General features: G+C 57.4%; 25 protein-coding genes. 12 read left to right on the top strand and 13 right to left on the bottom strand.

Translation table 11 applies throughout. The features are described from left to right. Positions 1 to 3: 3 nt before the first annotated feature. From E5Q11_RS07830 to E5Q11_RS07820, 3 genes are all read right to left on the bottom strand, one after another. Positions 4 to 816, bottom strand: a complete 813-nt coding sequence (locus E5Q11_RS07830) for a formate/nitrite transporter family protein (RefSeq protein ID WP_135802847.1) — start codon at positions 814 to 816, stop codon at positions 4 to 6. Between the two features lie 358 nt (positions 817 to 1,174). Further along, on the bottom strand, positions 1,175 to 3,058 hold the full coding sequence (locus tag E5Q11_RS07825) for an N-acyl-D-amino-acid deacylase family protein (RefSeq protein WP_135802846.1): 1,884 nt from the start codon (positions 3,056 to 3,058) through the stop codon (positions 1,175 to 1,177). 7 nt (positions 3,059 to 3,065) lie between these two features. Next, a complete protein-coding gene (locus tag E5Q11_RS07820) occupies positions 3,066 to 3,695 on the bottom strand; it encodes a TetR/AcrR family transcriptional regulator (protein WP_135802845.1) in 630 nt (209 codons plus the stop codon). Positions 3,696 to 3,819: 124 nt separating this feature from the next. Here E5Q11_RS07820 and E5Q11_RS07815 point away from each other — a divergent pair, with 124 nt between their 5' ends. The 3 genes from E5Q11_RS07815 to E5Q11_RS07805 are packed head-to-tail and all read left to right on the top strand — an operon-like array spanning position 3,820 to position 6,257. Continuing rightward, entirely contained in the window at positions 3,820 to 4,701 is an 882-nt protein-coding gene (locus tag E5Q11_RS07815) for an alpha/beta fold hydrolase (protein ID WP_135802844.1), read from the top strand. Positions 4,702 to 4,748: 47 nt separating this feature from the next. Beyond that, positions 4,749 to 5,813 (top strand): mechanosensitive ion channel family protein, encoded by a 1,065-nt coding sequence (locus tag E5Q11_RS07810; RefSeq protein WP_135802843.1) that lies wholly within the window; start codon positions 4,749 to 4,751, stop codon positions 5,811 to 5,813. A 51-nt stretch (positions 5,814 to 5,864) separates the two neighbouring features. Next, positions 5,865 to 6,257, top strand: coding sequence for a DUF1499 domain-containing protein (locus E5Q11_RS07805; protein ID WP_135802842.1), 393 nt, complete (start codon positions 5,865 to 5,867; stop codon positions 6,255 to 6,257). 8 nt (positions 6,258 to 6,265) lie between these two features. Here the strand turns inward: E5Q11_RS07805 and E5Q11_RS07800 are convergent, their stop codons facing one another. After that, the gene (locus E5Q11_RS07800) at positions 6,266 to 6,973 is read right to left on the bottom strand and encodes a DUF3581 family protein (protein WP_135802841.1); all 708 of its coding nucleotides are present in this window, start codon (positions 6,971 to 6,973) and stop codon (positions 6,266 to 6,268) included. A 400-nt stretch (positions 6,974 to 7,373) separates the two neighbouring features. Here E5Q11_RS07800 and E5Q11_RS07795 point away from each other — a divergent pair, with 400 nt between their 5' ends. From E5Q11_RS07795 to E5Q11_RS07785, 3 genes are all read left to right on the top strand, one after another. Then, positions 7,374 to 8,072, top strand: a complete 699-nt coding sequence (locus tag E5Q11_RS07795) for a substrate-binding periplasmic protein (protein ID WP_225314874.1) — start codon at positions 7,374 to 7,376, stop codon at positions 8,070 to 8,072. A 107-nt stretch (positions 8,073 to 8,179) separates the two neighbouring features. Next, entirely contained in the window at positions 8,180 to 8,926 is a 747-nt protein-coding gene (locus E5Q11_RS07790; protein ID WP_135802839.1) for a flagellar motor protein MotA, read from the top strand. Further along, positions 8,923 to 9,939, top strand: coding sequence for a peptidoglycan -binding protein (locus E5Q11_RS07785; protein ID WP_135802838.1), 1,017 nt, complete (start codon positions 8,923 to 8,925; stop codon positions 9,937 to 9,939). The genes E5Q11_RS07790 and E5Q11_RS07785 overlap by 4 nt, the downstream gene beginning before the upstream one ends. Positions 9,940 to 9,944: 5 nt before the next feature. Here the strand turns inward: E5Q11_RS07785 and E5Q11_RS07780 are convergent, their stop codons facing one another. After that, positions 9,945 to 10,610, bottom strand: coding sequence for an AbiTii domain-containing protein (locus E5Q11_RS07780; protein ID WP_135802837.1), 666 nt, complete (start codon positions 10,608 to 10,610; stop codon positions 9,945 to 9,947). A gap of 278 nt (positions 10,611 to 10,888) precedes the next feature. Between E5Q11_RS07780 and E5Q11_RS07775 the strand changes: the two genes are divergently transcribed. Further along, positions 10,889 to 11,677: a sulfite exporter TauE/SafE family protein gene (locus tag E5Q11_RS07775; protein ID WP_135802836.1), complete on the top strand. Its 789-nt coding sequence runs from the start codon at positions 10,889 to 10,891 to the stop codon at positions 11,675 to 11,677. Positions 11,678 to 11,704: 27 nt separating this feature from the next. Here E5Q11_RS07775 and E5Q11_RS07770 read toward each other — a convergent pair whose 3' ends face one another. The 3 genes from E5Q11_RS07770 to E5Q11_RS07760 all read right to left on the bottom strand — a co-directional run bounded on the left by E5Q11_RS07770 (position 11,705) and on the right by E5Q11_RS07760 (position 14,515). Further along, positions 11,705 to 12,490 carry a ZIP family metal transporter gene (locus E5Q11_RS07770; protein ID WP_135802835.1) on the bottom strand — a complete coding sequence of 262 codons (786 nt, stop codon included), beginning with the start codon at positions 12,488 to 12,490 and terminating at the stop codon, positions 11,705 to 11,707. A 71-nt stretch (positions 12,491 to 12,561) separates the two neighbouring features. Then, positions 12,562 to 13,383: a DUF1338 domain-containing protein gene (locus E5Q11_RS07765; protein WP_135802834.1), complete on the bottom strand. Its 822-nt coding sequence runs from the start codon at positions 13,381 to 13,383 to the stop codon at positions 12,562 to 12,564. Next, positions 13,373 to 14,515 (bottom strand): arginine N-succinyltransferase, encoded by a 1,143-nt coding sequence (locus E5Q11_RS07760; RefSeq protein WP_135802833.1) that lies wholly within the window; start codon positions 14,513 to 14,515, stop codon positions 13,373 to 13,375. Before E5Q11_RS07760 ends, E5Q11_RS07765 begins: the two co-directional genes overlap by 11 nt. A 123-nt stretch (positions 14,516 to 14,638) precedes the next feature. Here E5Q11_RS07760 and E5Q11_RS07755 point away from each other — a divergent pair, with 123 nt between their 5' ends. Together E5Q11_RS07755 and E5Q11_RS07750 are read left to right on the top strand one after the other, a co-directional pair. Then, complete coding sequence (locus tag E5Q11_RS07755) at positions 14,639 to 15,079, top strand: Lrp/AsnC family transcriptional regulator (protein ID WP_135802832.1); 441 nt, start codon at positions 14,639 to 14,641, stop codon at positions 15,077 to 15,079. 88 nt (positions 15,080 to 15,167) lie between these two features. Further along, positions 15,168 to 16,391 (top strand): DUF5610 domain-containing protein, encoded by a 1,224-nt coding sequence (locus tag E5Q11_RS07750; RefSeq protein ID WP_135802831.1) that lies wholly within the window; start codon positions 15,168 to 15,170, stop codon positions 16,389 to 16,391. Here the strand turns inward: E5Q11_RS07750 and E5Q11_RS07745 are convergent. After that, positions 16,360 to 17,286, bottom strand: coding sequence for a glutathione S-transferase family protein (locus E5Q11_RS07745; protein ID WP_135802830.1), 927 nt, complete (start codon positions 17,284 to 17,286; stop codon positions 16,360 to 16,362). The genes E5Q11_RS07750 and E5Q11_RS07745 overlap by 32 nt on opposite strands. Positions 17,287 to 17,433: 147 nt before the next feature. On the opposite strand from E5Q11_RS07745, the gene E5Q11_RS07740 reads away from it, so the two are divergent. After that, positions 17,434 to 19,116, top strand: a complete 1,683-nt coding sequence (locus E5Q11_RS07740) for an AMP-binding protein (RefSeq protein WP_135802829.1) — start codon at positions 17,434 to 17,436, stop codon at positions 19,114 to 19,116. 83 nt (positions 19,117 to 19,199) lie between these two features. Here E5Q11_RS07740 and E5Q11_RS07735 read toward each other — a convergent pair whose 3' ends face one another. Beyond that, positions 19,200 to 19,391 (bottom strand): hypothetical protein, encoded by a 192-nt coding sequence (locus E5Q11_RS07735; protein ID WP_135802828.1) that lies wholly within the window; start codon positions 19,389 to 19,391, stop codon positions 19,200 to 19,202. Positions 19,392 to 19,528: 137 nt separating this feature from the next. Here E5Q11_RS07735 and E5Q11_RS07730 point away from each other — a divergent pair, with 137 nt between their 5' ends. Continuing rightward, the gene (locus tag E5Q11_RS07730) at positions 19,529 to 20,422 is read left to right on the top strand and encodes a LysR family transcriptional regulator (RefSeq protein ID WP_135802827.1); all 894 of its coding nucleotides are present in this window, start codon (positions 19,529 to 19,531) and stop codon (positions 20,420 to 20,422) included. Positions 20,423 to 20,427: 5 nt separating this feature from the next. Here E5Q11_RS07730 and E5Q11_RS07725 read toward each other — a convergent pair whose 3' ends face one another. Next, entirely contained in the window at positions 20,428 to 21,126 is a 699-nt protein-coding gene (locus E5Q11_RS07725; RefSeq protein WP_135802826.1) for a transglycosylase SLT domain-containing protein, read from the bottom strand. A 62-nt stretch (positions 21,127 to 21,188) separates the two neighbouring features. Between E5Q11_RS07725 and E5Q11_RS07720 the strand changes: the two genes are divergently transcribed. Next, positions 21,189 to 22,007 (top strand): DUF2059 domain-containing protein, encoded by an 819-nt coding sequence (locus E5Q11_RS07720; RefSeq protein ID WP_135802825.1) that lies wholly within the window; start codon positions 21,189 to 21,191, stop codon positions 22,005 to 22,007. Here E5Q11_RS07720 and E5Q11_RS07715 read toward each other — a convergent pair. Both E5Q11_RS07715 and E5Q11_RS07710 read right to left on the bottom strand, forming a co-directional pair. Next, entirely contained in the window at positions 21,982 to 22,950 is a 969-nt protein-coding gene (locus tag E5Q11_RS07715; protein WP_135802824.1) for a VanZ family protein, read from the bottom strand. The genes E5Q11_RS07720 and E5Q11_RS07715 overlap by 26 nt on opposite strands. After that, positions 22,950 to 23,228, bottom strand: a complete 279-nt coding sequence (locus tag E5Q11_RS07710) for a peptidylprolyl isomerase (RefSeq protein WP_135802823.1) — start codon at positions 23,226 to 23,228, stop codon at positions 22,950 to 22,952. The genes E5Q11_RS07715 and E5Q11_RS07710 overlap by 1 nt, the downstream gene beginning before the upstream one ends. Positions 23,229 to 23,415: the final 187 nt, after the last annotated feature.

The following is a 23,415-nucleotide window of genomic DNA, read 5'->3' as shown; positions in this document are numbered from 1 at the left end:
CCTTTAGGCAAAAGACTTCTTGGCCTGGGTGCGAACGTGGGTGGTGTAAAGCACCAGGCCGACCAGGGTCAGGCCGCCCACCAGGTTGCCCAGAACCGTGGGGATTTCATTCCACATGATGTACTGGTAGAGAGAGAAATCCGCGCCCATCATCAGGCCGATCGGGAACAGGAACATGTTTACCACGGAGTGCTCGAAACCCAGATAGAAGAACACGATGATCGGCATCCACATGGCCATGATCTTGCCAGTTACGTGGGTGGAAATGGTGGCACCGACCACACCCATGGACACCATCCAGTTACAGAATACGCCGCGCAGGAACAGCACCAGCCATCCGGCTGCGCCGGCTTCCTGATAGCCCACGGTGCGGCTTTCGCCCACTTCCATCATTTTCTGGCCAATGGCGCTGATTTCTTCGGTGCCGCCCATTGAAAAGTTCAGGTAACCAAAGGTGGCGATAAAAAGTGCGCCGCCGAGGTTACCCAGCCCAACCAGTCCCCAACATTTGAGCATGCGTGGCACGGTTACGCCGGGCCGTTTGTCCAGAAGAGCGAGTGGTACCAGCGTGAAGACACCTGTAAGCAGGTCATACCCCATCAGGTAGAGCATGCAGAAACCCACCGGGAAAAGCAGTGCACCTAACAGGAAAGAGCCGGTCTGAACGGCAATGGTGATCGCAAAAATGACGGCCAACGCCAGTGTTGCCCCCGCCATGAAAGCGCGAATCAGTGTGTCCCGTGTGCCCATGTAGATTTTGGCTTCACCGGCATCCACAAGTTTGGTGACAAACTCGTTGGGTTGAAGATAAGACATGCTTTTTACCTCGTTGTGTAGCGTGTGAACATGATTTTCAGGCCCAAAAAAAAGCGCCCACAACCGTCTGACATTGTCAGATTGTGTGGACGCCATTGTCCAAAACTCAGTTTTCCGGGACTGCAATATCAGTGAAGATCGTCAACAGGATCTGGCTTATCTGACGCAAGCGCCGTGCCGGTTAAGGCGTGAATCTGAAAATAGTCTGAATTTCAATTAACTGAAGGCAGTTCGGAGGGCCACGCGGAGAGCCGAAAAACAGAGCGGGATCTTTATGCTCCGCGCATTGTCCCGTTTTGGTGCGCCTGGCGTTGCGGCGCACCAAAACGGGATCGCTGGTTGGGCTGCTAGTGGACTGCTAGAAAGTGGTTTCGAGAACTTTGCCCATCCGGGTGTTACCCAGATCCTGCTCAAAGTCATCCCCGTTCCAGGCCGCATGGCCGGCAATCATCACCAGGGGCACAACGCCGTCGGTGCGGTTGACCAGTTGTTCATGCTGGAATTCTTCACGATACTGGCGTTTAACGGTGTTGTTGTGGTCCAGGCGGCGCAGGGCAGAGGGGTCGATGAGGATCAGGTCTGCCTGGTCACCCACATTGATGCTGCCACCTTTAACGCCGAAGACCCGGGCCGGGTCGCTGGTCAGGCGGCGGACCATGTAGGCGACGTCTTCATCACCGCCGTCCGAGGCCAGTTTCAGTGCCCGCAGGTTGCCGTCGTAAAACGCCATATTGGTCAGGTGGGCGCCACTGTCGTTAAAACCGGGCAGCAGCTGGCGGTCCATCAGCAGTTTGCGCACCAGCCGTTCATCCCGGTTGGCAGAGACGGTATACCAGCTCAGATCGCGGTCGAAGGCGCGCAGCATGGCCATCACGAAATCGCCTTCGTCTTTCACCCTGGCAAAGTGCTCCTGAATCAGGGCTTTTTCGCTGTCTGAGAGCTCCATCCTTCCCTTGTTGGCCGCCTTTATGCGGTCGTAGACTGCTTCAAAGGTCATGCCTTCCCATTCCCGGAGCGGGCAGACGTCGATGGTCATGTCCGACATGGTGCGATTGAAGGCGTAGTCTTCCAGACGCAGCAGCCGCTTGAGCCGGGCCAGGCCAAAGCCTTTCTTGCCGTGCATCCACATGGCCTTGAACTGGTCGATGTATTCCGGGTCGTCCAGAATCCGGCGTCGGGTTTCCCGGTCTTCAAGCTCGGTTTCGTTCAGAATCCGCAGCTCTTCGATTTCCTCGGAAAGCGGTGTTACTGCGCCATCGGACCAGGTCTTGAAGGGCGCGGCCAGTGCCTGCAGGTGGAAGTCTCCCTTCAGCAGGCGGGAGTTCAGAACCCGCGCCAGCAACCGGGCCAGGCGCACGATCTTACGGTTGCTCTGCACATCCAGTGCTGCCACCACGGTGGTTTTCAGGGGCTTGCCGTGAATCCTGCCACAGCTGAGCAGGAAGGTCTTGATGGTACCAATGGTGCTGTCCTTGGGCGGCGTGGCCTGCCAGACACCGCCCTTACGGCGCACTACGTCGGTCAGCCGCTTGATCTCGTGGTACTTGGCGAACTGGGTCGGAATGGTTTTGCGGGTGTTGGGCTGGTTCGCCAGATAGTGAAAGGGCAGGGCGTCGGTGGAAAAACCGGCGTAGCCGTCATCCAGGGCCTGTTCCAGCAGCGTTTCCATGGCCACCAGTTCGTCTTCGGTCGGGTCCCGGGAAATGCTGGCTTCAAACCCCATCACCTCTATACGCAGCATGGAATGGGGCACCATGGTGACCAGGTTGGGGCCCAGGTTAAGCCGGTTCAGATGCTGCATGTATTCTTTTGGATTCTGCCAATCCACCTTGTCGGCAGTTGCCCTGAGCACCGTTTTTGGAATGTTTTCGACCCGGGCGTAACAGTCGACAATTGGATCGGCGCCGTCCTTGCGCTGGGCGCCGAACGCCAGCCCGAGGCTGCAGTTGGCAATAACCACGGTGGTGGTGCCGTGGCGGACGGATTCGGGCAGGCCAGGGGCGACTTCCAGCTCCAGATCATAGTGGGTGTGGATATCGAACAGGCCGGGCATGGCCCAGCGGTCCTCTCCGTCAATGACCTTGCGGGCCATGGCGGGGTCCAGTTCCGGCGCCCGGGCAGCTATTTTGCCGCCGGCGATGGCGATGTCTTCCCGTACCGGCAGATTGCCGCTGCCATCAAAAACCTTGGCGCCGCGGATCAGATAATCCCAGACTCTGTTCTGTGCTGATGTATCACTCATGATCGCCTCAACGTTTGCTCTGCTGTTCGAAATAGGCCGATAACAATCGGGTTCCCGTTTCAATGACCTGATCCCGGGAAACGGCCGGGTGCCCCTGAAAAACATGACGGTGCACGATGCCTTCAGCCATGGAAAACAGGCAGAAAGCGGTGGTTTCAATCTGATCGCGCACATAACGGGCCACGAACGCCCGAACCCGCTCCATCAGTATGGCTTCACCCTTATCCATCAGCGCCGCCAGGCCAGGGTCAACCCGCCGCCGGTACTCCAGAACATCATGAAGACCGGCTTCCTGCTGATGAAAGTCGTATAGAAACCCCAGTGCCTGCCGGAAGATCGGCTTGACGTTACCGGCGTCATTGGCGCTGCCGGCCACTTCCAGGCCGGTATCGGGCACCTGTAGATGGTCATGCAGCTCTTCAAAACGCTGCCGGGTGATTTCCAGCAATACGTCATCCTTGTTGTGGAAATACTGGTAGAAGGTGCCAGTGGCAACGCCCGCTCTGTCGGCAATGGATTTGGCGGTTGTGGCTTCAAAGCCCCGGGCGGAAAATTCGGCAAAGGCGGATGCAAGCAGGGCGTTCCGTTTGAGAATTGCACGCTGCTGTTTTGGGGCAGCTTTCGGAGTTGCTTTCATAGGGATTGTCCAATCGGTATAGGCGGATTGAACAACAACCAAAACTTGACGTCAAGTTCAGGTTCTAGCATTCTCAGTGGCATAAACGGTCGCCAGGCCGTGACAACAGCACAAGGAATCCAATGTGAAACCCGACGACTGGAAGGCCAGAGGCGTCTACCACAACATCCGTGGTCGCAACCTGTTCACGGTGGACGAAGGCGATCCGGGCCAGGAAACCATTCTTCTGATTCATGGCTTTCCCACCTCCAGTTGGGACTGGTTGCCCATATGGTCCATGCTGCGCAGGTATTATCGACTGGTGGCCGTGGATATGCTGGGTTTTGGATTTTCTGACAAGCCCGCTGACCATCGTTATTCCATTCATGAACAGGCGGACCTGATTGAGGGCCTGGTCAAACTCCTGGAGCTGGAAGAGTTTCATGTGCTGGCCCATGACTATGGTGACACTGTGGCGCAGGAACTGTTGGCGCGGCAGAATTCAGGGGAGGGCGTTGGCCAGTGGCGGTCCGTCTGCTTTTTGAACGGTGGGCTGTTTCCGGAAACTCACCGCGCGCTGCTGACCCAGAAACTGCTGCTGAGCCCGCTGGGGTGGCTTTTCAACAAGCTATCGAGCAAACGGAAGTTCGACAGTGCCTTTTCCCGTGTGTTCGGGCCGGATACTAAACCATCGGCTCAGGAGCTGGACGATTTCTGGTCACTGGTGACCTACAACGATGGCAAGCACATCTTCCATAACCTGATTACTTACATGAGTGATCGCAAACGGCATCGAGACCGCTGGGTGGACGCCCTGCGTCAGTTCCGTGTCCCGATTAGCCTGATCAATGGCTCGGTTGACCCGGTGTCCGGCCTGCACATGGTGTCGCGTTACCGGGAGCTTGGCCTGCCGCTGGCCTGGCTGGAAGAGCTGCCGACGATTGGCCACTATCCGCAGGTTGAGGCGCCCTGGGCGGTGTCTGAGTCCTACCGAAAGTTTCTGGAGTCGTTTTCCGCTCGGGCATAGTCTGTTAATTTGACCGTCAATTGTCAGGGAAACCGGTGGAGGGACGGATGCAGGCAATCTTGGAAGAGGGCGTAAAAGCCTGGCTGGATACGGCTGCACTTTCGTTGCTCGCGGTTCTGGCCGCCTATGTGTTCAGCCGGATCGTTGCGTTTCTGGTCAGGCGCCTGTCCAAAACGACGTCTGTGGCCCGTCTGTTTTTTGATGCCTCCGCCCGGGCCCTGGGAATGGCTTTCTGCCTGCTGGTCCTCAACGGTGTTCTTGAGGCAGCGCCTGACGACCTTCCGTTTCTGGATAACTTCCAGCAGCTTGCTACAGTGCTTCTGGTTATTTCCGTTACCTGGGCAGCGGTGCGCTGTACGTCGTCAATCGGTGAGGTGATTGTAAAACTCAATCCCGTGCTTGAGGGGCAATGGAAGCGAGCCCGCAAGGTGGAAACCCAGACCCGTTTCCTGGTGCGTGGCCTGAATATCGTTATAGTGCTGCTCGGTACCGGTATCGCGTTGATGACGTTTGATCCGGTCCGTCAGCTGGGTACCAGCCTACTCGCGTCGGCCGGTGTTGGTGGCATCATACTGGGCTTTGCCGCGCGCCCGGTTCTGAGTAACCTGCTTGCGGGCATGCAGATTGCGCTGACCCAGCCGTTCCGGATAGACGATGTGCTGCACGTCCAGGGCGAATGGTGCTGGGTGGAAGAAGTAACCGCCACCTATGTGGTGTTGCGGGTCTGGGACCTTCGGCGCCTGGTGGTGCCTCTGCAGTGGTTTATTGAGAATCCGTTTCAGAACTGGACCCGTAACAGTGCGGACCTGATCGGCAGCGCCATGATCTGGACTGACTACGGCATTCCGATCGAACCGCTGCGTGAGGAATACGCAAGGCTGCTGAGGGCTTCGTCCGCCTGGGATGGCGTCACAGAATCCGTGCAGGTGGTTGATGCAGGCGACAAGGCTATCCAGATCCGTTTTCTGATGAGCGCCGGTGACTCCAGTACACTGTGGAACCTTCGCTGCGACATGCGAGAGGGAATGATCCGGTTTATCCAGAACCAATACCCCGAGTATCTGCCCAGACACCGTGCGCAGATGCTTGAGACAGCCAACGAGCTTCTTTGATTCGACGCTTATTCAGCTCTTATTCAAATCTGATTCAAAAAAGGAAAGACTATGTTTGCAGGCAAGCGACCCGGCAACCTTGGGGTAAAAGATGGCAAACTGGCGGCCTGTCCTGGCACACCAAACTGTGTGTCCAGCCAGGCGAGTTCGCCACGGCAACGGGTGATGCCCCTGCGGATTTCCGGTGATCCGGGCGCCGAAATGAGAAGATTAACAGACGTGGTCAATAATATGTCCGGCACCCGACTGGTCGACGAGGGCGAGAATTACCTGTATTTCGAGTGTTCGTCAAAACTGTTGGGGTTTGTCGACGATTTGGAGTTTTTCTGTGATCCCGATGAGGGGGTAGTGCACGTCCGCTCCGCTTCACGCCTTGGCTATTCCGACCTTGGCGTCAACCGCAAGCGGGTAGAGGGTATACGCAGAAAGTTCGAGCTTGCCTGACCTGGGCGTCAGTCCCAGGCTTTTTCCTTGAGGCGGTAAAACTGCTCAACCACGGCATCCATGGCCTGTGCGTCATATTCCCGCAGGCCGCTGACCACCAGTTTTTTAGACACCAGCCCGGCTTCGCGGCCCCGGGACATTAACCGGTAGTCCAGGGCAACGTTGCCGCGTTTGCCGTCAGGTACCAGTTCCGCATGCCCAAGCTCCAGCTGTGGCTCCGGGGCGTCCAGGGTTTCCATGGTCAGGCTCATGCTTTGATACATGATCATCGGCCGGTCAGGGTTGAACATCACGCCCTGCTTTTCCATCAGCGGCTTGATGGTGTGGGGGAAGTTCTTGCCTGATTCCGCCACATAGCTACGTACCAGGTGCTCAATAATGTCCGGGTCCCGCGTTGACTCACCTTCGCGTTCTACTTCGATATACACCTTGTCCCGGTCGTCACACACCCGGATAACGCCGTCGTCATCTTCTCGAAATGTCAGCGGTACACAATCTCCCAGCAGGCTTCGGAAATGAAATGTCATCTGCCGTGACAGGCCGAAATGCGCCACCAGTAAAGCGAACAGAAGGTCACCGGGCACGCAGAAACGCCGTGCATCAGGGTTGTGAATAGGGTTGAAATCGCCGGCGACTTCCTTGGCAAAACGACTGCCCTGCTGGGCGCTGATCAGTAGTTTGCCGTCCTGGATCGAGTGGTAGCGTTCGAGAAACATGGTGTCCTTTTCATTATCGCAACTTCAGAGCTTTGAATAGTGGCCTTAAAAAGCCGGTGTCACAAGGCTCTCTCAACCAATGTCTAAGGTATCCGGCCCCAATTTCTGCCTTTATGACTACACTTATGGATCCGGGAAACTGACCGGGTGGCGTCAGGATACGAATTGTCACTGAATTTTTGAACCAGAAATTACATGATGTTCGTATTGCAGAAATGTTCAGGTGGATTAGCGTTTTCTGCCATTTCCGGGAAAAAAAGAGACAAGTGAGTTCAGGGGGGATCACAGGATGGTTAGAAACCTTAAAAGCACCTTGGTAGGGCTGGGGCGGCGATTTCGGATAAAAACAGGGTCTGGAGCGCTTGCGGGCCTTGTGCTGATGGTAGCTGCGAGCTCGCAGGTGAGCGCGAACGACGGCGAGCGCTTTTACATATTCACGGAAAGTTACCCACCCTACAATGCGGCCGTGACCGGCCAGAGCTTCGCCCATGAGGCGGAGGACATTACCGGTATCTGCACGGACATGGTAAAAGCCATGATGTCCCGCCTGGATTACCACTTCATCATGAAAATGCGCGACTGGAGTCTGGCCTATAACTGGGTTCAGGGGCGCGAGAACCACGGCCTTTTCTGCACGGCCAGAACGGAAGAGCGGGAAAACGAGTTCCAGTGGGTTGGCCCGCTGGCGTCCATCGAGTGGACCCTGTTTGCGGCCCCGGATTCAGACATTACCCTGAATTCGCTGGATGAAGCTCGCCAGTACAAGATTGCCGGGTACAAAGGCGACGTGATGTCCGATTACCTGATTGACGAAGGCTTTGACGTTATTGCGAATGTCAGTGGCGAGCAGAACCCGCGACGTCTGACCCTTGGTCAGGCTGATCTATGGGTCACTGACGGTGCTGTCGGCCCGCTGATTGCGGAAGAAAAGCACGGCATTACCGGCCTCAAGCCGGTGCTGGTGTTCCGCGAAACGCCGATGTATCTGGCGGTCAGCAACGAAACTGATCCGGAAGTGGTTGAGGATCTTCAGTCGGCTATCGATGAAGCCCGCGCGGCCGGCGAGCTGTCGGCCATTCTGGCGGAATACACCCAGTAATTCCGGGTATTGCGTCAGGAATAAAGGTCAGTAACGGTTATTTAACGCACGGGTCCGGGGTGTGTGCTAGCGTTAGGGCATACCCTTGTTTCTGATCGGTGCCTTTCATGAGTAACCCCAAGCACACCCTGTTCTGGATGACCACCTTTCTGGCCGTCGTGGTGGTGGTTTGCGCACTGCTGTACCAGCCCCTTCAGACGGCTTTCCTGGCTAACTGGGTGTTCAATCTCCTGATCCTGGGCGTGTTGTTGGTGGGGATTGCCATCACCTATCGGCAGGTATTTGTGCTGTTTCCGGAACTGCGCTGGATTGCCCAGTTCCGGACCGGCAACGCCGGGCTGTCGGTCTTGCAGGAACCCCGCCTGCTAAAGCCGCTGGCGCGCCAGCTCAATGACGATGCCAAGCGCGACCGGTTTTCGCTGTCCACGCTTTCCCTGCGCACCGTGCTCGACGGCATTCACAGCCGCATGGACGAGCAGCGGGAAATCACCCGCTACTTTATCAGTCTGCTGATTTTCCTGGGTCTGCTGGGTACCTTCTGGGGCCTGCTGGGCACTATCAATGCAGTGGGTGCTGTGATTGTTGATCTGGATATGGGCCAGGAAGATTTCGGCAAGGTGTTTGGCCGGCTGCAGGCCGGGTTGCTGGAGCCGTTGGAGGGCATGGGCACCGCGTTCAGTTCGTCCCTGCTGGGGCTGGGTGGCTCTCTGATTCTGGGGTTTCTGGATATACAGGCAGGCCACGCCCAGAATCGCTTTTACGACGGCCTGGAAGAGTGGCTGACTGGCGTCACCAACCTGGTGGGGCGCGCCGCGGAAGTCTATGACGAGAACGAGCTGACGGATCAGCCATGATTGGATCCAAGCGCCGGAGCCGGAGCACCATCAACGTGTGGCCCGGTTATGTCGATGCCCTGTCAGCCCTGTTGATGCTGATCATTTTCATGTTGATGATCTACGTGGTCAGCCAGCTTTACCTGGCCCAGGTCCTGTCTGACAGGGATTCAGAGCTGGCCCGGTTAAATAGCCGGCTGCAGGAAATCTCCCGGCTCCTGGGCCTTGAACAGGAAGAGACCCAGGCGCTGGAGCAGGCGATGTCTGCGCTTCAGACCGAATACGGCGAAACCCTGGCGGAGAAAGCCGAGCTGTCAGAGGCTCTGGAAGAAGAGCGCGACAGCCGCCTGGAACAGCAGTTCAATGCTGAAGCGCGTATGGCGCAGCAGGCCGAACAGTCCGAAGCCCGGCAGGCGATCATTCTGCAGCTTTCAAGGCAGATTGCGGCATTGCAGGACCAACTGGCCAGAATAGCCGCGGCATTGCGTCTGCAAAAAGAGGTGACGGCGGAAAAAGAGGCAGAGCTTGCCGATGTGGGTAAGCGCCTGAATACCCTGCTGGCAGAGCGGGTCAATCAGCTTGAGCGTTATCAGTCGGAGTTTTTTGGCCGGCTTCGGGAAATCCTTCAGGATAACGAGAACATCCGGATAGTGGGCGACCGCTTCCTTCTGCCGTCCGAGCTGCTGTTTGCCTCAGGCTCCGCAAGCCTTGATGAGAGTGGCCAGCAGGAACTGGACAAGCTCGCCAGCGTATTGCTGGACGTAGTGTCAGAAATCCCCGGTGATATCGACTGGATACTGCGTATCGATGGCCATACTGACCGTGTTCCAATCAACACCGAAGAGTTTCCATCCAACTGGGAACTGTCCACGGCCAGGGCAGTGGCTGTGGTGAGGTATCTGGCGTCAGAAGGAGTGCCCCAGTCCAGAATGGCGGCGGCAGGTTTTGGCGAGTATTTCCCGGTAGATCAGGGCGGTTCCGCTGAGGCGCTTCAGCGAAACCGACGGATCGAGATCAAACTGACTGACCGCTGACCGGTCTAGCTTGCGCGCCCGAAGAACCGGTCGAAGAAGCCGACCTCCCGGACGTCCGGAATGCGCTGGTCCGTCGTGTTTTCCATGGCCGGACGCCAGAACAACTCCGGGTTGTCCAGATGTGCTGCGCCGGCGCGTTCAGTGGCACTGTAGGAATTGTGATCACCGCCAATGCCGGCGGCCTTGAGCTCCTGACACCAGAGATACAGCGAAGTCCGGATAACCCGCAGCAACCGATTGTAGTTTTCCCGGCTGATGGTAATAGCCAGTTCGGCCGTCAGGTTGATGTTTGACTGCAGAAGCGCCATTTCCTCTTTATCAAAGACAATCCGGTTGCCTGTGCCTTTTTTGCATTTGAGACAGGTTTTCTCAAGGGACTTCACGCCTTCCAGCATATCCCTACGCCCGAACTTCTGCTTCTGTTTATCGTCGACCGGGGCCGGTATCCAGCCATATTGCGGTGATCGGGCAACAATGTAACCCATCACGTCACGCCGGTAGGGGGGCAGGTCGTCTACGTTGGCGTATCCGTCAAATTCGGTGCGCATCCAGGCCGCCATGGTGCGCTGGCGCAGCATCATTGCCAATGTGATTGCCGATGGCATGATGTCTTCAAGTAGTTCACCGGCATCTTCAAGCCGTTCTTCAAGGTGCTCAACTGCTGCTGACATAGCTGGTTCCCTCCACCATGCGACTGAGTTCGCGGTCTTCAGTTCGATGGTGCCATGATTGTTATTAAATTGGTTTTGAAGGCTCTGGCGGAATCCCGGAAGAGTCATTGCTTAATATTTAGTCAGTGACGGCGCCGGCCGCAACGGTAAAAAAGTAGCCTATTTGTTACTGGAAGTAAGGAAAGGTGATGGGTATGCTCTCAGCCCCTGGTTTCCTGTGGCTTGGCTGACGTCATCCGAGCAGCACTATCTAGTTAGTAGCACTGTCGAGTAACCATATGTCTGACCTGGCGTTGTACCAGTATGTCCTGATCGGTCTGATTTTTGTCTGGAGTGGTTTTGTCCGTTCCGGGCTGGGATTTGGCGGTGCGGTGCTGTCGCTGCCGTTTCTGTTGCTGGTGGTAGACAACCCGCTGCTGTTCCTGCCACTGATTGCGGTGCATCTGCTGGTATTTTCGTCGCTCACCATCTGGATGAATAATCGAAAGTCATCAAGAGTTGACGATCAGGGCAGGGCATCCGCTGGCACCGTCGACTGGCGCTACCTCTGGCGCATTCTGGCGATCATGATTGTGCCGAAACTGATCGGCGTATTCGGCCTGATTACCCTGCCTTCAGACATCATGAGCCTGATTATTTTCGTGATTGTGGCGGTGTATTCCATGTCCTACATTCTCGACCGTCCGTTTCGCAGTAACAACCGGTTTATTGATGTGGTGTTCCTGATGCTGGGTGGTTACGTCAGTGGTACCTCGCTGATCGGTGCACCCCTGATTATTGCGGTGGTGGCCCAGCATCTGCCGAAGGAGAAGCTGCGGGACACGCTGTTTGCGCTCTGGTTCATTCTGGTGCTGATCAAGATGGCGGCGTTTATTTGGCTGGATATTGACCTGCAGCTGATCCATCACCTCTGGCTTCTGCCCTGCGCTGCGGTGGGCCATATTATCGGGCTTTATGCTCACGACCGGATACTCAAAGCCGAGACCCCGGTGTTTTTCAGGGTGCTGGGTTCGGTGCTGCTGATTGTCAGCAGCATCGGAATGTTTCAGGTGATTGCGTCAGCCTGACGCGGGCTTTGGCGTATCAAAGCAGGCCTAACCCAGGGTTGCGTCCAGAAACATCATCACCACGAAACCGCCCAGCAGCGAGAAGGTCGCCAGGGTTTTGTGTTCGCCGCGGTGGGTTTCGGGAATGATTTCATCGCTGATGATGAAGATCATCGCGCCGGCCGCAAAGCCCAGGGTCCAGGGCATCAGTGGCTCTGCTAGCCACACCATGGTGCTGCCAAACAACCCGCCCAGTGGCTCCAGCAGCCCTGTGAGCAGGGCGATGGTGAACGCCTTCAACCTCGACTTTTCAATGGCCAGCAGGGATATGGCCACTGCCAGGCCTTCAGGAATATTCTGCAGGCCAATGCCGATCGCCAGAGCGGTGCCGTTACCAATATTGCCGCCGCCAAAACCAACGCCGACCGCCATGCCCTCGGGAAAGTTATGCAGTGCAATGGCAATGATGAATAGCCAGATGCGGCGGACACGAGCGCTTTGCGGCCCTTCCCGGCCAAGCCGGAAGTGTTCGTGGGGCAGGCGCTGGTGAATCATGTAGAGCAAAATGGCGCCCATCAGCAATCCCAGGATGACAATGAGCGTCGCGGTCCAGGTTGTCCCTGTGAGTTCTTCGCCGTATTCAATGCCCGGTAACAGCAGCGAGAAGAAGGAAGCAGCGAGCATCACGCCCGCTGCGGCGCTGAGCATGCCATCCTGCAGCGAGGGTGTCAGGCGGCGGACAGCAAACACACCCAGCGCGCCGACACCCGTGCCCAGGCCGGCCAGCAGGCTGGCGATCGACCCCATCCACACAACGCTTAAATCACCGAACATCAAAAACCCTTATCAGACAATAAGTTTGCAATCACTGTCGTCTACGAAATGATGTCGGGATTGTCTCTGCTTCAGCGTTTGTTGTCAGTGCGGTTGCTATCAGTACTTTCGAAGATCTTGTCGGCAGAGGCGGCCACAAACCCGCTGTAGAGCTGTCCGTCGGCTTTGGGATAGCGCAGGGCAAACTCGTAAAAGCAGCTCGGGATGATGGCATTCTTGTCGGAGAATGCCACCTCCGCGCGATCCGCCATGGTGGAAGACTGCTCCAGGAGTTCCTCCGGTGAGCCTTTGATCTCACCGCCGGAGCTGTTCAACTGGTAGCCCTCATCTTTCAGGCGCTGGTTGACCTCCGCCAGGGTTTTGAACTGGCTCAGATGGTTCACGCTGACGGTAAAGTGGTTGGCGCGATAGCCCCAGGCGGCAAGCCATGCGGCGTACTCGCTCTCCTCCAGAAGCTGTTGATAGGTGGCGTAATCGAGATCCCAGTGGCGACCGGAATAGAGGAAGTTGTCGGCAGTGGTCACTGACGGATCCACTGCGTCTACCAGGGCGTGAACGGTGGACTGCAGAGCCGCCGAGCACTGGTCGACCAAGAGCTCGGAAATGAAAACTTTGGGGGCGGTCGGGTCCGGGTGTTCAAAATGTTGGGCATACAGCTTCTTGGCTTTGAAATGATATTCGCCGCCCTGCTGATAGCCCAGGGCCTTGAAATGCGCCGCCAGCTTTTCCAGGTTGAGCCTGTCCGGGTTGAAGGTTCGAAGCGCGATGTGATCGTTGACGATGGCCTTGCCCTGGGTGTTGTCCAGCAGCCGGTGGATGTGCCCGGCTGACGGTGTCACCTCGCAATAGTTTTCCCACAGGTTCTGGAACAGGGTGTCTCTGTCAGTGTGCACGGAACGCCTCCTTGATGGGGTCTGATTGGCGGCTTGTGGCCATTGCCCGGTTCTGGTTCTGGCCCGCGGCCTCCAGGTCAGCAAACCAGACGTCGGCACCGCCCATGCTGTCGATGTCCAGGCCCAGGCTGTTTGCCAGGGACTCGGGGATTTCCAGTAGCTGGTGGGCCGGCAGATAGCGGGCGGCGGTGGTGATGGTCGCCCGGAAATCCGCCAAACTGGTGTTTGCGACCATCAGTGTCTTACCCTGTCCGCCGTTTGTCCATGGGGCTTTTGAAGGCGTTCTGTCAGGCCCAATGCGCGCGCGGCAGTGGCTGGATTGGCGAACTGATCGCAGCGTCTGGACCGGGGCTTCTATCGTTGGCCCGCCGTCAAACGGGTCGATAAAGCCGTTGAACCGGAAGCCCTCCGACTCGAGCATATGCAAGGCCGGACGTGTATCCGGATGGACCTTGCCAATTACGGCCCGTGCCGGTTCATCCATCAGGCTGGTATACAGGGGGTGTTCCGGCATCAGGTCCGCAATAAAGCCGTTGTCGCCGGTGCCGACCATCTGGCTGACGGTGGCAAAATCCAGGTCGACAAAGTGTGTCTGCAACCAGCGCCAGAAGGGGGATTCGCCGGATGGGTCAGACACGCCCCGCATTTCGGCAATCACGGTGTTGGCGAATCTTTCCGGGTGCTGGGCCATGAACAGGAACCGCACCCGGGACAGCAGTTTGCCCGCCCAGGCGCGTCGATACTGCGGGCGCAGGTAAAGCGTGCAGATTTCACTACCGCCTTTGTAGTGGTTGCAAAGGGTCAGTGTCTGTTGATGGCGGCTCAGCCCAAGGGTGGGCGACTGGCGTGTGGCATGGCCTACGCGGTAGTGGTAAAGCGGGCGCCGGGTGCCTACTGATGCCTCAATGCCGGTGGTGCCCATGATGCTGCCGGTGTTCGGCTCCACCAGCACGAACAGATAGCTCCCGGCCGCCTGTTGCCCGTTGGCATCGGCAAAACTGGCTATAGAACGTTCGATCTTCTGGACCAGAAAATCATGATCATTCACCAGCGAGGTGAAACCGGGGCCGGATTCGGCGGCAATGGTTTTGAGTTCAGCAAGGTCGCTCATGGCGACGGGGCGAATGATCATGGGGGAATCCTCTTCCGGTTTGCCCCAGTATGACCTGGCCTGATGCCATATTGCAGTGATAAAAATGATAGATTGACTTACAATTATGGCAAATTAACAGATATTTTTATCATTATGGCAATCATGAAAACTAACAGGCTCAGTCCCCAGGATCAGACGTTGCTACTGCACCTGCGCCAGAATGCCCGCATCAGCGTGTCGGATCTGGCGCGGCAGCTGAACCTGTCGCGCTCGACCGTGCAGAATCGCATCGCCAGGCTGGAAGCTTCCGGCGCTATCCGTGGCTATTCAGTGGAACTGGGTGGTGAATATGCGGCCAGCCAGGTAGAAGCCCATGTTTCGATCAAGGTGCTGCAGAAACTGACGGCCCGCACCAACCGGGCTCTGGAAGCTATCAGCCAGGTGTCCCAGCTGTATTCCGTCAGCGGTGAGTACGATCTGATCGCCATCGTTCAGGCCCAGTCGCTTGAGGAACTGAGCGCCGTACTGGACCAGATCGGCAATCTTGAGGGTGTCGAGCGCACCAATTCCGCTGTCGTGCTTGAAACCCGCTTTCGTCGTTAGTAAGGCTTGGGCCTAATACCCAAATGTTCTTAATGGGCTGCTGGTGCCGGTCGATAACCTGTTTATTCAGGAATCGAGGATGATTGTCATGGTTTCCCCCATTAACGTGCCCGGCTTTTCAAGGTCCACCACCGAGTCGCCGTCTGGCAGTCAGCCCGGACGTGGTCGCGGCGACGTTGCGAATCAGGGCGTGACCGGCGATCAAAAAGCTCAGAAGTCCCAGGGTTCAGACATCCGCACTGTTGAAGACGCGATGAATGTGTTGAAAGCCCGCTTGTCCCAGCGTCTTGAGCAGCAGTTAGGCAACCTGCCTGCAAGCGCGTCCGGGCGATTTTCCGCGCCCGCCTTTGAAGCGCCTTCGGCGGAAGTGGTGGCCCAGCGGATTCTGGGGTTTGTGCAGCAGCGCCTGCAGGCTGAGGCCCGCGCCGGTGCTGATCCGGAACGTCTGGCCGGGTTGCTGTCAGACGCCAGGGCCGGAGTAGAACAGGGGTTTGCCGAAGCCCGCGAACAGATTCAGGCCATGGGTCTGATGAATGACCAGCTTGGTAGTGACATTGACGACAGCTACAGCCGGATACAGAGCGGCCTTGATGGCTTGCGTGACCAGTTTGTCGAGGGTAAGAGCGGGACCGTTGTGGCGCAGCCGGAGACTTCATCCGGCTATCGGGTAGAGCGAGCTGTCGAATCGCTATTTTCCTTCGAGGTGACCACCGAAGAAGGCGACAAGGTAACTGTGCAGATGGCCGAGCAGCGCTACAGTGGCGCATCTGGACAGACCACCACGGGCGAGAATGGCCGCACCACGGAATTGAGCACCATCGACGCCTTTTCCGGACGCTATTCCTTCAGCGTTGAGGGTGACCTGAACAGCGAGGAGCAGCAGGCGCTAGCGAAGCTGTTCGAGAAGGTCGGGAAAGTTTCTGAGCGGTTTTTCGATGGCGATATTCAGGGCGCCTTCCGCAAGGCACAGGATCTGAATCTGGGTGGCGACGCCCTGGCAAGTTTCAGTCTCAGCCTGACCTCAACCCGAATCGTATCGGCTGCCGCCTACGAATCCGTGTCTGCGCAGCCGGCTGAAAATGCCCAGCTCAGGCCCCTGGGCGGGCTTGCCCGGGACCTGCAGGGGCTGGCCCAGTCAGCGTTTGAGCGGGGCCTGTCTGAACCTGCCTTTGAAGGGCTGATGAAATCGCTGCTTCAGGAAATCCGCCAGTGGCAGGGCGGACGGGCCGATGGCTCGGCGCTGGCCCCGCAATCACTGATGGACGATTTTTTAAGCGGCGTTATTGGCTCGCTTCAGCCGCCTCAAGCGTAAATCCCTGGCGGGGGAAATGGACGTGAACCTCGCCAACGCGCTTGTGACTGCGGGACAGGATGATGCGCCGGTCGTCGGCGAACACCAGGGTGCCTTTGACGGGGTCGCGACCATAGTCATCCGGAGCCACCGTCACCCGCTGGCCGGTCAGGGGATCTTCGCTGGCTGATGCCAGGGCGCGCGGGCTGGCGGCTTTGGCGGTATCCAGCCCCTGTTTGTCCCCTATCTTCTGGCTGCTGCCATGGCCAAAGGCTTTCATGCGCGCCAGCCAGTCCTTCACTTTCGGGTAATCCTCAATCCACGGCTTTTCCCCCAGTTCGGTGACGAACCAGAGGCCGTGATAGGCCGAGAAATCCGCAATGGTGGGCTGGTCGCTGAACAGGAAATCGCTGGTCAGCATCTGTTCCATGGCCGCCATATGCTCAAGCACCACGGCTTTCGCCTTGGGGCCACGGGCGGTGCGAACGCGGGATGTTTTGCCCATCGCCATTCGGTCTTTCAAGAACAGAAAGGCATTCCACAGCGACGTTTCCTTGATCAGCTTCTTCAACATGTTCTTGTCGCTGGCGGACATCACGCAGGCAAAGAAGATCTCCAGGTCCGCCTTGCGGACGAAATCGAGGATCTCCTGAGGCTGGCCGTCAAGGCTGAGCTCCGGTCGGCCGCTGATGCGGGCCAGCTCATCAGAAATGACCCGGGTGTCGCAGAACACATCGGCGCCAATCTGGGCCACGGGCACTTTGCGATAACCACCGGCAAGAATCGATAGCACCTTGCGGGGTGGCATCTCACGAACCGTTACGGACTGCCAGGGAATGCCGGTATAGCCGAGCATGGCGCGCATTTTCTCGGCGAAGGGCGACATGGAATAGTGATAGAGAATCAGGTCCTGCATGGAATACCTTTTTGAGTCAGGGCACGAGCGGCAATCACTCTAGACTAATTGCCGACCTTGTCACGCGTAAAAGTGTGTTTTGCTTCGCAATGTTCTATCTTTGCAGAATAAAAAAACGGTTCAATTATAAATAAAAAGGAGCCTTCGATGGCCGATGAAAGCCAGAAACAGACATCGATCCACTGCCTATTTTACTGGGCGGAAAAAACACCGGACAAAGTGTATCTGACCCAACCATTTTCCGACGGCTCCACCGAAGACATTACCTGGAAGCAGGCAGCGGACCAGGTGCTGCGTATGGCGACCTACCTCAACGGCCTTGGTATTCCCGAGCGCAGCAATATCGCCATTCTTGGCAAGAACAGCGCCCACTGGATTCTGAGCGACCTGGCGATCTGGGCCGCTGGGCATGTATCAGTACCACTTTATCCCACCCTGAACGGCGACACGGCGGCCTACATACTGGAACACAGCGAGGCCAAACTGCTGTTCCTGGGCAAGATGGACGGCAAAGCCGATGGCTGGAACGATATCAGGGACCATATTCCGGCAGACCTGCCGATTGTTTCCCTGCCCATGTCGCCCAGGGACGATACCCCAAAATGGGTGGAGATCATCGAACAGAATGAACCGGCGGAGCCAAAGCTTCCGGACCCGGATGACATGTCCACCATTGTTTATACCTCCGGCAGCACCGGGCGCCCCAAGGGCGTGATGCACAGCTTCCGCACCATGATCGCGGCGGCTCACGGGCTCCAGCAGATCTTCCCGGTGTCCAATGAAGAACGGATGCTGTCCTATCTGCCCCTGGCCCACGTGGCTGAACGTGCGGCGGTTGAAACTCAGTCGCTCTACTACGGTTTCCACCTGTACTTTGCCAACTCACTGGATACCTTCCAGGAAGATCTCCAGCGGGCCAAACCGACGCTGTTTTTCTCGGTGCCGCGCCTGTGGATGAAGTTCTATCTGGCCATCAACAGCAAGCTGCCACCCAAAAAGCAGAAGATTCTGTTTAACCTGCCGGTACTGAACAAACTGGTGAAGAAGAAGGTTCTGAAGCAGCTGGGGCTGGACCATTGCCGTGCCGCACTGACCGGCGCCGCGCCCCTGTCTGCCGACATCATTGGCTGGTACCGAAACCTTGGGCTGGAACTGCTGGAAGTCTACGGCATGTCCGAAAACTTCGGTTATTCCCACGCCAACCGTCCGGGCCAGGCCAGAGTCGGCACCGTGGGTGTGACCAATCCGGGTGTCGAGCACCGGCTGGCAGAGGGTGAGGAAGTGCAGGTTCGCAGCCCCAGCCAGATGCTGGGTTATTACAAGAACGAAGAGAAAACCCGGGAAGACATCACTGAAGACGGTTTCCTGAAAACCGGCGACATGGGGGAGATCGACGCCGAGGGTTACCTGCGGATCACCGGCAGGGTCAAAGACCTGTTCAAGACATCCAAAGGCAAATACGTGGTGCCGGTGCCCATCGAGAACCGCTTTAACCACCCCAAGGCGGAAGTGGTCTGTGTGGCCGGTGCCAATCAGCCCCAGCCGTGCCTGATGATTCTGCTATCGGAAGAGGCCAGGGCAGATCTTGACGCCGGTGGCAGCCGTGATGAGCTGGAAAAGGAGTTGGCCCAGGAGCTGGACGCGGTAAACCGGGAGTGCGAAGGCCATGAAAAGCTGGCGTTTGCGGTGGTGGTGAAAGAACCCTGGACCATGGAAAACGGGATGCTGACGCCTACCATGAAGATCAAGCGTAACGTGCTTGAGGATTTCTATAACCGCAGGATGGACGACTGGTTCGCCCAGAAGAAGAAGGTGGTCTGGGAGTTCTGAGGCTTTTCACAGGCATAAAAAAACGCCGGGCCCCGAATACATCGGGGTTCCGGCGTTTTTCGTTCAGTAACGCTGAATCTGCGTTAGCCCTGCATGCCTGGCTGGTAGTCCTGGGTGACATCGGCCGCGCGCTTCTTCAGGAAGCCGATTTTGTAACTGATCACCTGGAATGCTCTCTGAGCTGCTGCACGGGTGTACTGGCGCCTGACATCGTTTCCGTTGTGGAGGATGCTGGACGGCAGCGGGTGATGAGATACGTTATGGATTTGAGTCATAGCGCCTCCTCCTTTGTATAAGTGGGTTGATAGTGAGTCGCAATTGATTAGCTGACTATGCAATGAATTCTACGGGTTCGTTTTTGCAGCGTGAATACGTTAAAATCCGTACAAACGTTGCAAATATGCAGTTATTTATGGATTGGGACTACCTTCGTTATATTCACGCCCTGGCCACCGGTGGAACCTTTGCCAAAGCCGGCGAAATCCTCGGTGTGCATCAGACCACCGTGCTCCGCAGGCTGGACCAGATGGAAGAGCAGATGGGGATTCAGTTCTTCGAGCGCGACCGCGAAGGGCTGCACCTCACGCCCGTGGGCGAAACGGCCTTCCGTGAGGCCGATCGGCTGGCTTCTGACATGGAAAATCTGGAACGCCAGCTGATTGGGCAAGATACAGTGCCGGTTGGCAAAGTCCGGCTGGCGGCAACGGATGTCATGGTCAATGCCCTGATCGGCCCGCTGGTGTCGGAACTGCTGCAGGCCTACCCCGACATTGAGCTGGAAGTACTGACCGATAACGATGTGCTCAATCTCAGCCATCGCGATGCGGACCTGACCCTGCGCCCGGTCAACAAGCCTCAGGCCACGCTGGAAGGCGACCGGATCGCCACCATCGAATCCGCGGTCTACGGCTCACCGGATTACTGCCAGCGGCATCCGGATATGGATCTGGACAATGCCCCGGAGCTGAACAGCTGGATATTGCCGGACGAAAGCTTCAGCCATCTCGCGACGGGGCGTTGGTATCGCAAGTCCCTCAAGAACACCCGGTCGCTGGTGAGGTGCAACAGCCTGCAATCCATGTATTCGCTGGCCAGAGCCGGGGTCGGTCTGGCCGTTTTGCCCTGTTACCTTGGGGATATAACCACCGACCTCAGGCGGTTGACGCCACCACTGGAAGGTGAGGGGGTGGACCTGTGGCTGATAGTCAATAACGAAACCCGGCATATGGCCCGGGTCCGCCTGGTGATGGAATTTCTTGGCCAGCGTCTTTTGGGTCTTGGCCCCCATATTGAAGGTACGGCCTGAGCCGCTTACCAGTCTCCGCAAAACGGCCAGAACTGGTAGAAGCGCCAGCACTGGAATTCCTGCTCGCAGCTCTGCAGCTGGTTGTCATAACGGAAGGCGCGGTTCTGCACCCGCTCTGACAGGGACACCACCGCCGGTTTGGCAAGGTAGGTCTGCCGCCGGTATCCCGCGCGTCCTTCATGGTAGGCCAGATACAGCTCCCTTGGCTGATTCAGCGTGATGTCAGTTTCTTTCCGGGTCAGGTGGTTGTACCAGCCGACAAAATCCAGCGCGTACTTCATGTTGGTGCGCACCACCGATACGCCCCCTCCATTGGCCTGAAGGTATTCGCCCCAGGCCGGGTCCAGGGCCTGGGCATAGCCGTACGCAGTGGTGGGACGAAGCCAGGGAATAAAGCCCAGGAGCTGCGTTCGGGGTGGTCGGGCATGGCTGCGGAAAGACGATTCGTAATACACAAACGCCAGTTGAGTCGCGATCGGAGTGCCCCACTGGTCCTGTGAATCCTTTGCGTAGTCATACCAGACCGGGTGTTCGCGAAAAATCTCGCAGATATCCTCCGGGTTGGCCGGCGGATCCGGCTCCAGCAGGCTGAATCGCAAAGTTACCAGAATGGTAATAATCAGCCCCAGGGTCGGCAAACCGTACCATCGCAGGCGTGATGCCCATGTTGCGGGCAGCAGTTGGCGTCTTCTGGGTCTGGACATATCTTGCGTCGGTTACTCGGCTCGTGGCATAACGGGGCTTTCGTACCAAGGATACTAAGTTCATGCCCGCACTATCCCAAATTAAACCGCTTTTAGTTTGTCTGTTGTTGCTGCCTGGCTTTGCCCATGCCAGTCCACTGGCAAAGTCGGTGCTTGAGGCCTCGCCCGTTGACGATATTGTGGCCCAGTATCCGGCGATGATGACCGAGGGTGTTCGTCAGGGGCTGAGGCAGAGCGGGCAGTCCGACCCGATGGTGGTTACCACGGTCACCGCAGTGGTGCGCAATGCCTTCCGGGCAGCGGATATGCAGTCGGCACTGGTATCAGACCTGTCCTCTGAGATGAATGAAGATCAGCTCAAAACTGTGGGTCGCTGGTATGAGACGCCATTGGCCCAAAAGGTTTCACAGGCGGAGATCGCGGCTTCAAGCCCGGATGTCTGGCCCCGGATTGAGCGGGGCGCGCCGGATATGCAGGCCAGGTTCAAGGGCAGCGACCGGGCCGCACTGTTCACCCGCTATGATCGCGCAGCCCGCGCCACTGAAAGCGCGGTAGACACCACCGTAGCCGTACAGTTGGGCCTGGCGACAGCCATATCGGCCTTCCAGGGCAGCAATGGCCCGGGGTTTGACCGTCTGAAACAGATGATTGAAGGCAACCGGGATCAGGTTCGGGCAATGGTCGCCCAGCAGGTCTACGATGCCTACCTCTACACCTACCAGGATCTGACCGTTGACGAGCTGAAGGATTACATCGGGTTTCTTGAATCCGATGCCGGAGCCAGGTTCACGCGCGTGGTAACCGGCAGTATCCAGGATTCCATCACCCAGCCGGTGGAAGCCGTAGGGCGTCAGCTTACTCGCTTTCTGGGGTCTTCCTGAGCCTGAGCGTACCGAGACACAAGCGGGCGGGCTGGTTCAGATTGGAGGTGAAAAACATCAACCGGCGAACATCGTTCATTTCCATCTTCCGGCCACTCGGCGCCACGGCAACCTCCGCCAGGCTCTGCTCAATCCGGTTGATTCCTGGGGCAATGTCCAGAGTGCGATTGAACCGGTCCTGATAGACATTACTGTTCTGCTCATGGGTCATATCGTTGATTCTGAGCGTCAGCGGTATGCTGTAGTCCTGTGGATTCCAGAGCAGGATCTCCAGGGCCTGGTACCCCCGCCAGTCCGAGGGCAGGTTGTCCAGTGATGCGCCTGAATAGCGCCGGGTCGTGAGCCCGATGTGTAATGCGTTGTCGGGAAGGGGCCCACAGCTGCCGTCCGTATTGGTGGTTACGTTGCCACGCCAGAACTCCCCGGGGTTGGCCTGCCGGAAGTCATAAAGATTTGGTAGCCACTGGCTGACCTGAACCTGCTGAAGCGCCACCCGGCTGACCGTGATCAGATCGATGGCCAGCATGGCCGCGGCAAATAGTCTAAGCAGCCGTACCTGTAACCTGCCGGATTGCTGGAAACTTGCCAGCGGCCGTAACGCCAGGACCGCCCAGAAGCCGGTGAGATTGCGGAACATGTCCCCCGTGTCCGGGTCCCGGGTGTCCAGGGACTGCAGCAGTTCGATGCCTGCGCCCAGAAGCAGCACCGCTGCGGTTCCATACAGCCAGAGTTTCCAGCCGGAATAAAAGCGCCACGGCCGAACAGCCAGCGTGAGCAGAGCAAAAAACAGGGGGTGGCCGAGGTTCCAGGCCGATATGATCAGCGGGCCGCCACTCCAGCCGGGGCCGCCAATGAAAAACAGGGGAAACAGGCAGATGAGACCCGCCAGAGCCAGCCAGAAAACAGCACGGCCCCGGCGGGAGAAAACTGAGGGCAAACCCATCAGCTCCGGCTGGTCACCTCCAGCAGGTGGTAGCCAAACTGTGTTTTCACCGGGCCAAGTACAGTATTAACGTCGCCGCTGAAAACCACCTTGTCGAATTCCGGCACCATCTGACCGGGGCCGAAGGAGCCCAGGTCACCGCCATTGCGGCCGGAGGGGCAGGATGAGTGCTTCTTTGCCACTTCCGCAAAGTCTTCGCCGCCTTCAATGGCTTTTTTCAGTTCTTCACATTTTGCTTCGCTGTCTACCAGGATATGACGGGCAGTTGCCTGTGCCATGGTGATGTTTCCTCATTTAGCTTTTTACGTAATTACACGAACCTGAATGCTGCCCGCCACAGCGATTTCAGGCAAGCCCTTTTTATCCGTGTTATTGCGGCCTCACGGTTTGTGCCTGAAATCTGTACAATGCGCGCCTTTCGTTCCGGTGTGTAACCGGGCATTCACCTGATGACGGATTGTTCCT

This window comes from Marinobacter confluentis, assembly GCF_004785685.1.
Taxonomy (GTDB): domain Bacteria; phylum Pseudomonadota; class Gammaproteobacteria; order Pseudomonadales; family Oleiphilaceae; genus Marinobacter; species Marinobacter confluentis.
Note: the sequence above shows the minus strand (reverse complement) of the source record. Positions and strands in the feature narration are given on the sequence as shown.

Coding starts and splice junctions, on each gene's coding strand:
- E5Q11_RS07730 (WP_135802827.1), top strand. CDS start 19,529: ATGGATTGGGACTACCTTCGTTATATTCACGCCCTGGCCACCGGTGGA.
- E5Q11_RS07745 (WP_135802830.1), bottom strand. CDS start 17,286: ATGCAGGACCTGATTCTCTATCACTATTCCATGTCGCCCTTCGCCGAG.
- E5Q11_RS07820 (WP_135802845.1), bottom strand. CDS start 3,695: ATGAAAGCAACTCCGAAAGCTGCCCCAAAACAGCAGCGTGCAATTCTC.
- E5Q11_RS07790 (WP_135802839.1), top strand. CDS start 8,180: ATGAGTAACCCCAAGCACACCCTGTTCTGGATGACCACCTTTCTGGCC.
- E5Q11_RS07710 (WP_135802823.1), bottom strand. CDS start 23,228: ATGGCACAGGCAACTGCCCGTCATATCCTGGTAGACAGCGAAGCAAAA.
- E5Q11_RS07810 (WP_135802843.1), top strand. CDS start 4,749: ATGCAGGCAATCTTGGAAGAGGGCGTAAAAGCCTGGCTGGATACGGCT.
- E5Q11_RS07740 (WP_135802829.1), top strand. CDS start 17,434: ATGGCCGATGAAAGCCAGAAACAGACATCGATCCACTGCCTATTTTAC.
- E5Q11_RS07775 (WP_135802836.1), top strand. CDS start 10,889: ATGTCTGACCTGGCGTTGTACCAGTATGTCCTGATCGGTCTGATTTTT.
- E5Q11_RS07780 (WP_135802837.1), bottom strand. CDS start 10,610: ATGTCAGCAGCAGTTGAGCACCTTGAAGAACGGCTTGAAGATGCCGGT.
- E5Q11_RS07720 (WP_135802825.1), top strand. CDS start 21,189: ATGCCCGCACTATCCCAAATTAAACCGCTTTTAGTTTGTCTGTTGTTG.
- E5Q11_RS07770 (WP_135802835.1), bottom strand. CDS start 12,490: ATGTTCGGTGATTTAAGCGTTGTGTGGATGGGGTCGATCGCCAGCCTG.
- E5Q11_RS07825 (WP_135802846.1), bottom strand. CDS start 3,058: ATGAGTGATACATCAGCACAGAACAGAGTCTGGGATTATCTGATCCGC.
- E5Q11_RS07735 (WP_135802828.1), bottom strand. CDS start 19,391: ATGACTCAAATCCATAACGTATCTCATCACCCGCTGCCGTCCAGCATC.
- E5Q11_RS07750 (WP_135802831.1), top strand. CDS start 15,168: ATGGTTTCCCCCATTAACGTGCCCGGCTTTTCAAGGTCCACCACCGAG.
- E5Q11_RS07805 (WP_135802842.1), top strand. CDS start 5,865: ATGTTTGCAGGCAAGCGACCCGGCAACCTTGGGGTAAAAGATGGCAAA.
- E5Q11_RS07785 (WP_135802838.1), top strand. CDS start 8,923: ATGATTGGATCCAAGCGCCGGAGCCGGAGCACCATCAACGTGTGGCCC.
- E5Q11_RS07715 (WP_135802824.1), bottom strand. CDS start 22,950: ATGGGTTTGCCCTCAGTTTTCTCCCGCCGGGGCCGTGCTGTTTTCTGG.
- E5Q11_RS07800 (WP_135802841.1), bottom strand. CDS start 6,973: ATGTTTCTCGAACGCTACCACTCGATCCAGGACGGCAAACTACTGATC.
- E5Q11_RS07755 (WP_135802832.1), top strand. CDS start 14,639: ATGAAAACTAACAGGCTCAGTCCCCAGGATCAGACGTTGCTACTGCAC.
- E5Q11_RS07760 (WP_135802833.1), bottom strand. CDS start 14,515: ATGATCATTCGCCCCGTCGCCATGAGCGACCTTGCTGAACTCAAAACC.
- E5Q11_RS07830 (WP_135802847.1), bottom strand. CDS start 816: ATGTCTTATCTTCAACCCAACGAGTTTGTCACCAAACTTGTGGATGCC.
- E5Q11_RS07725 (WP_135802826.1), bottom strand. CDS start 21,126: ATGTCCAGACCCAGAAGACGCCAACTGCTGCCCGCAACATGGGCATCA.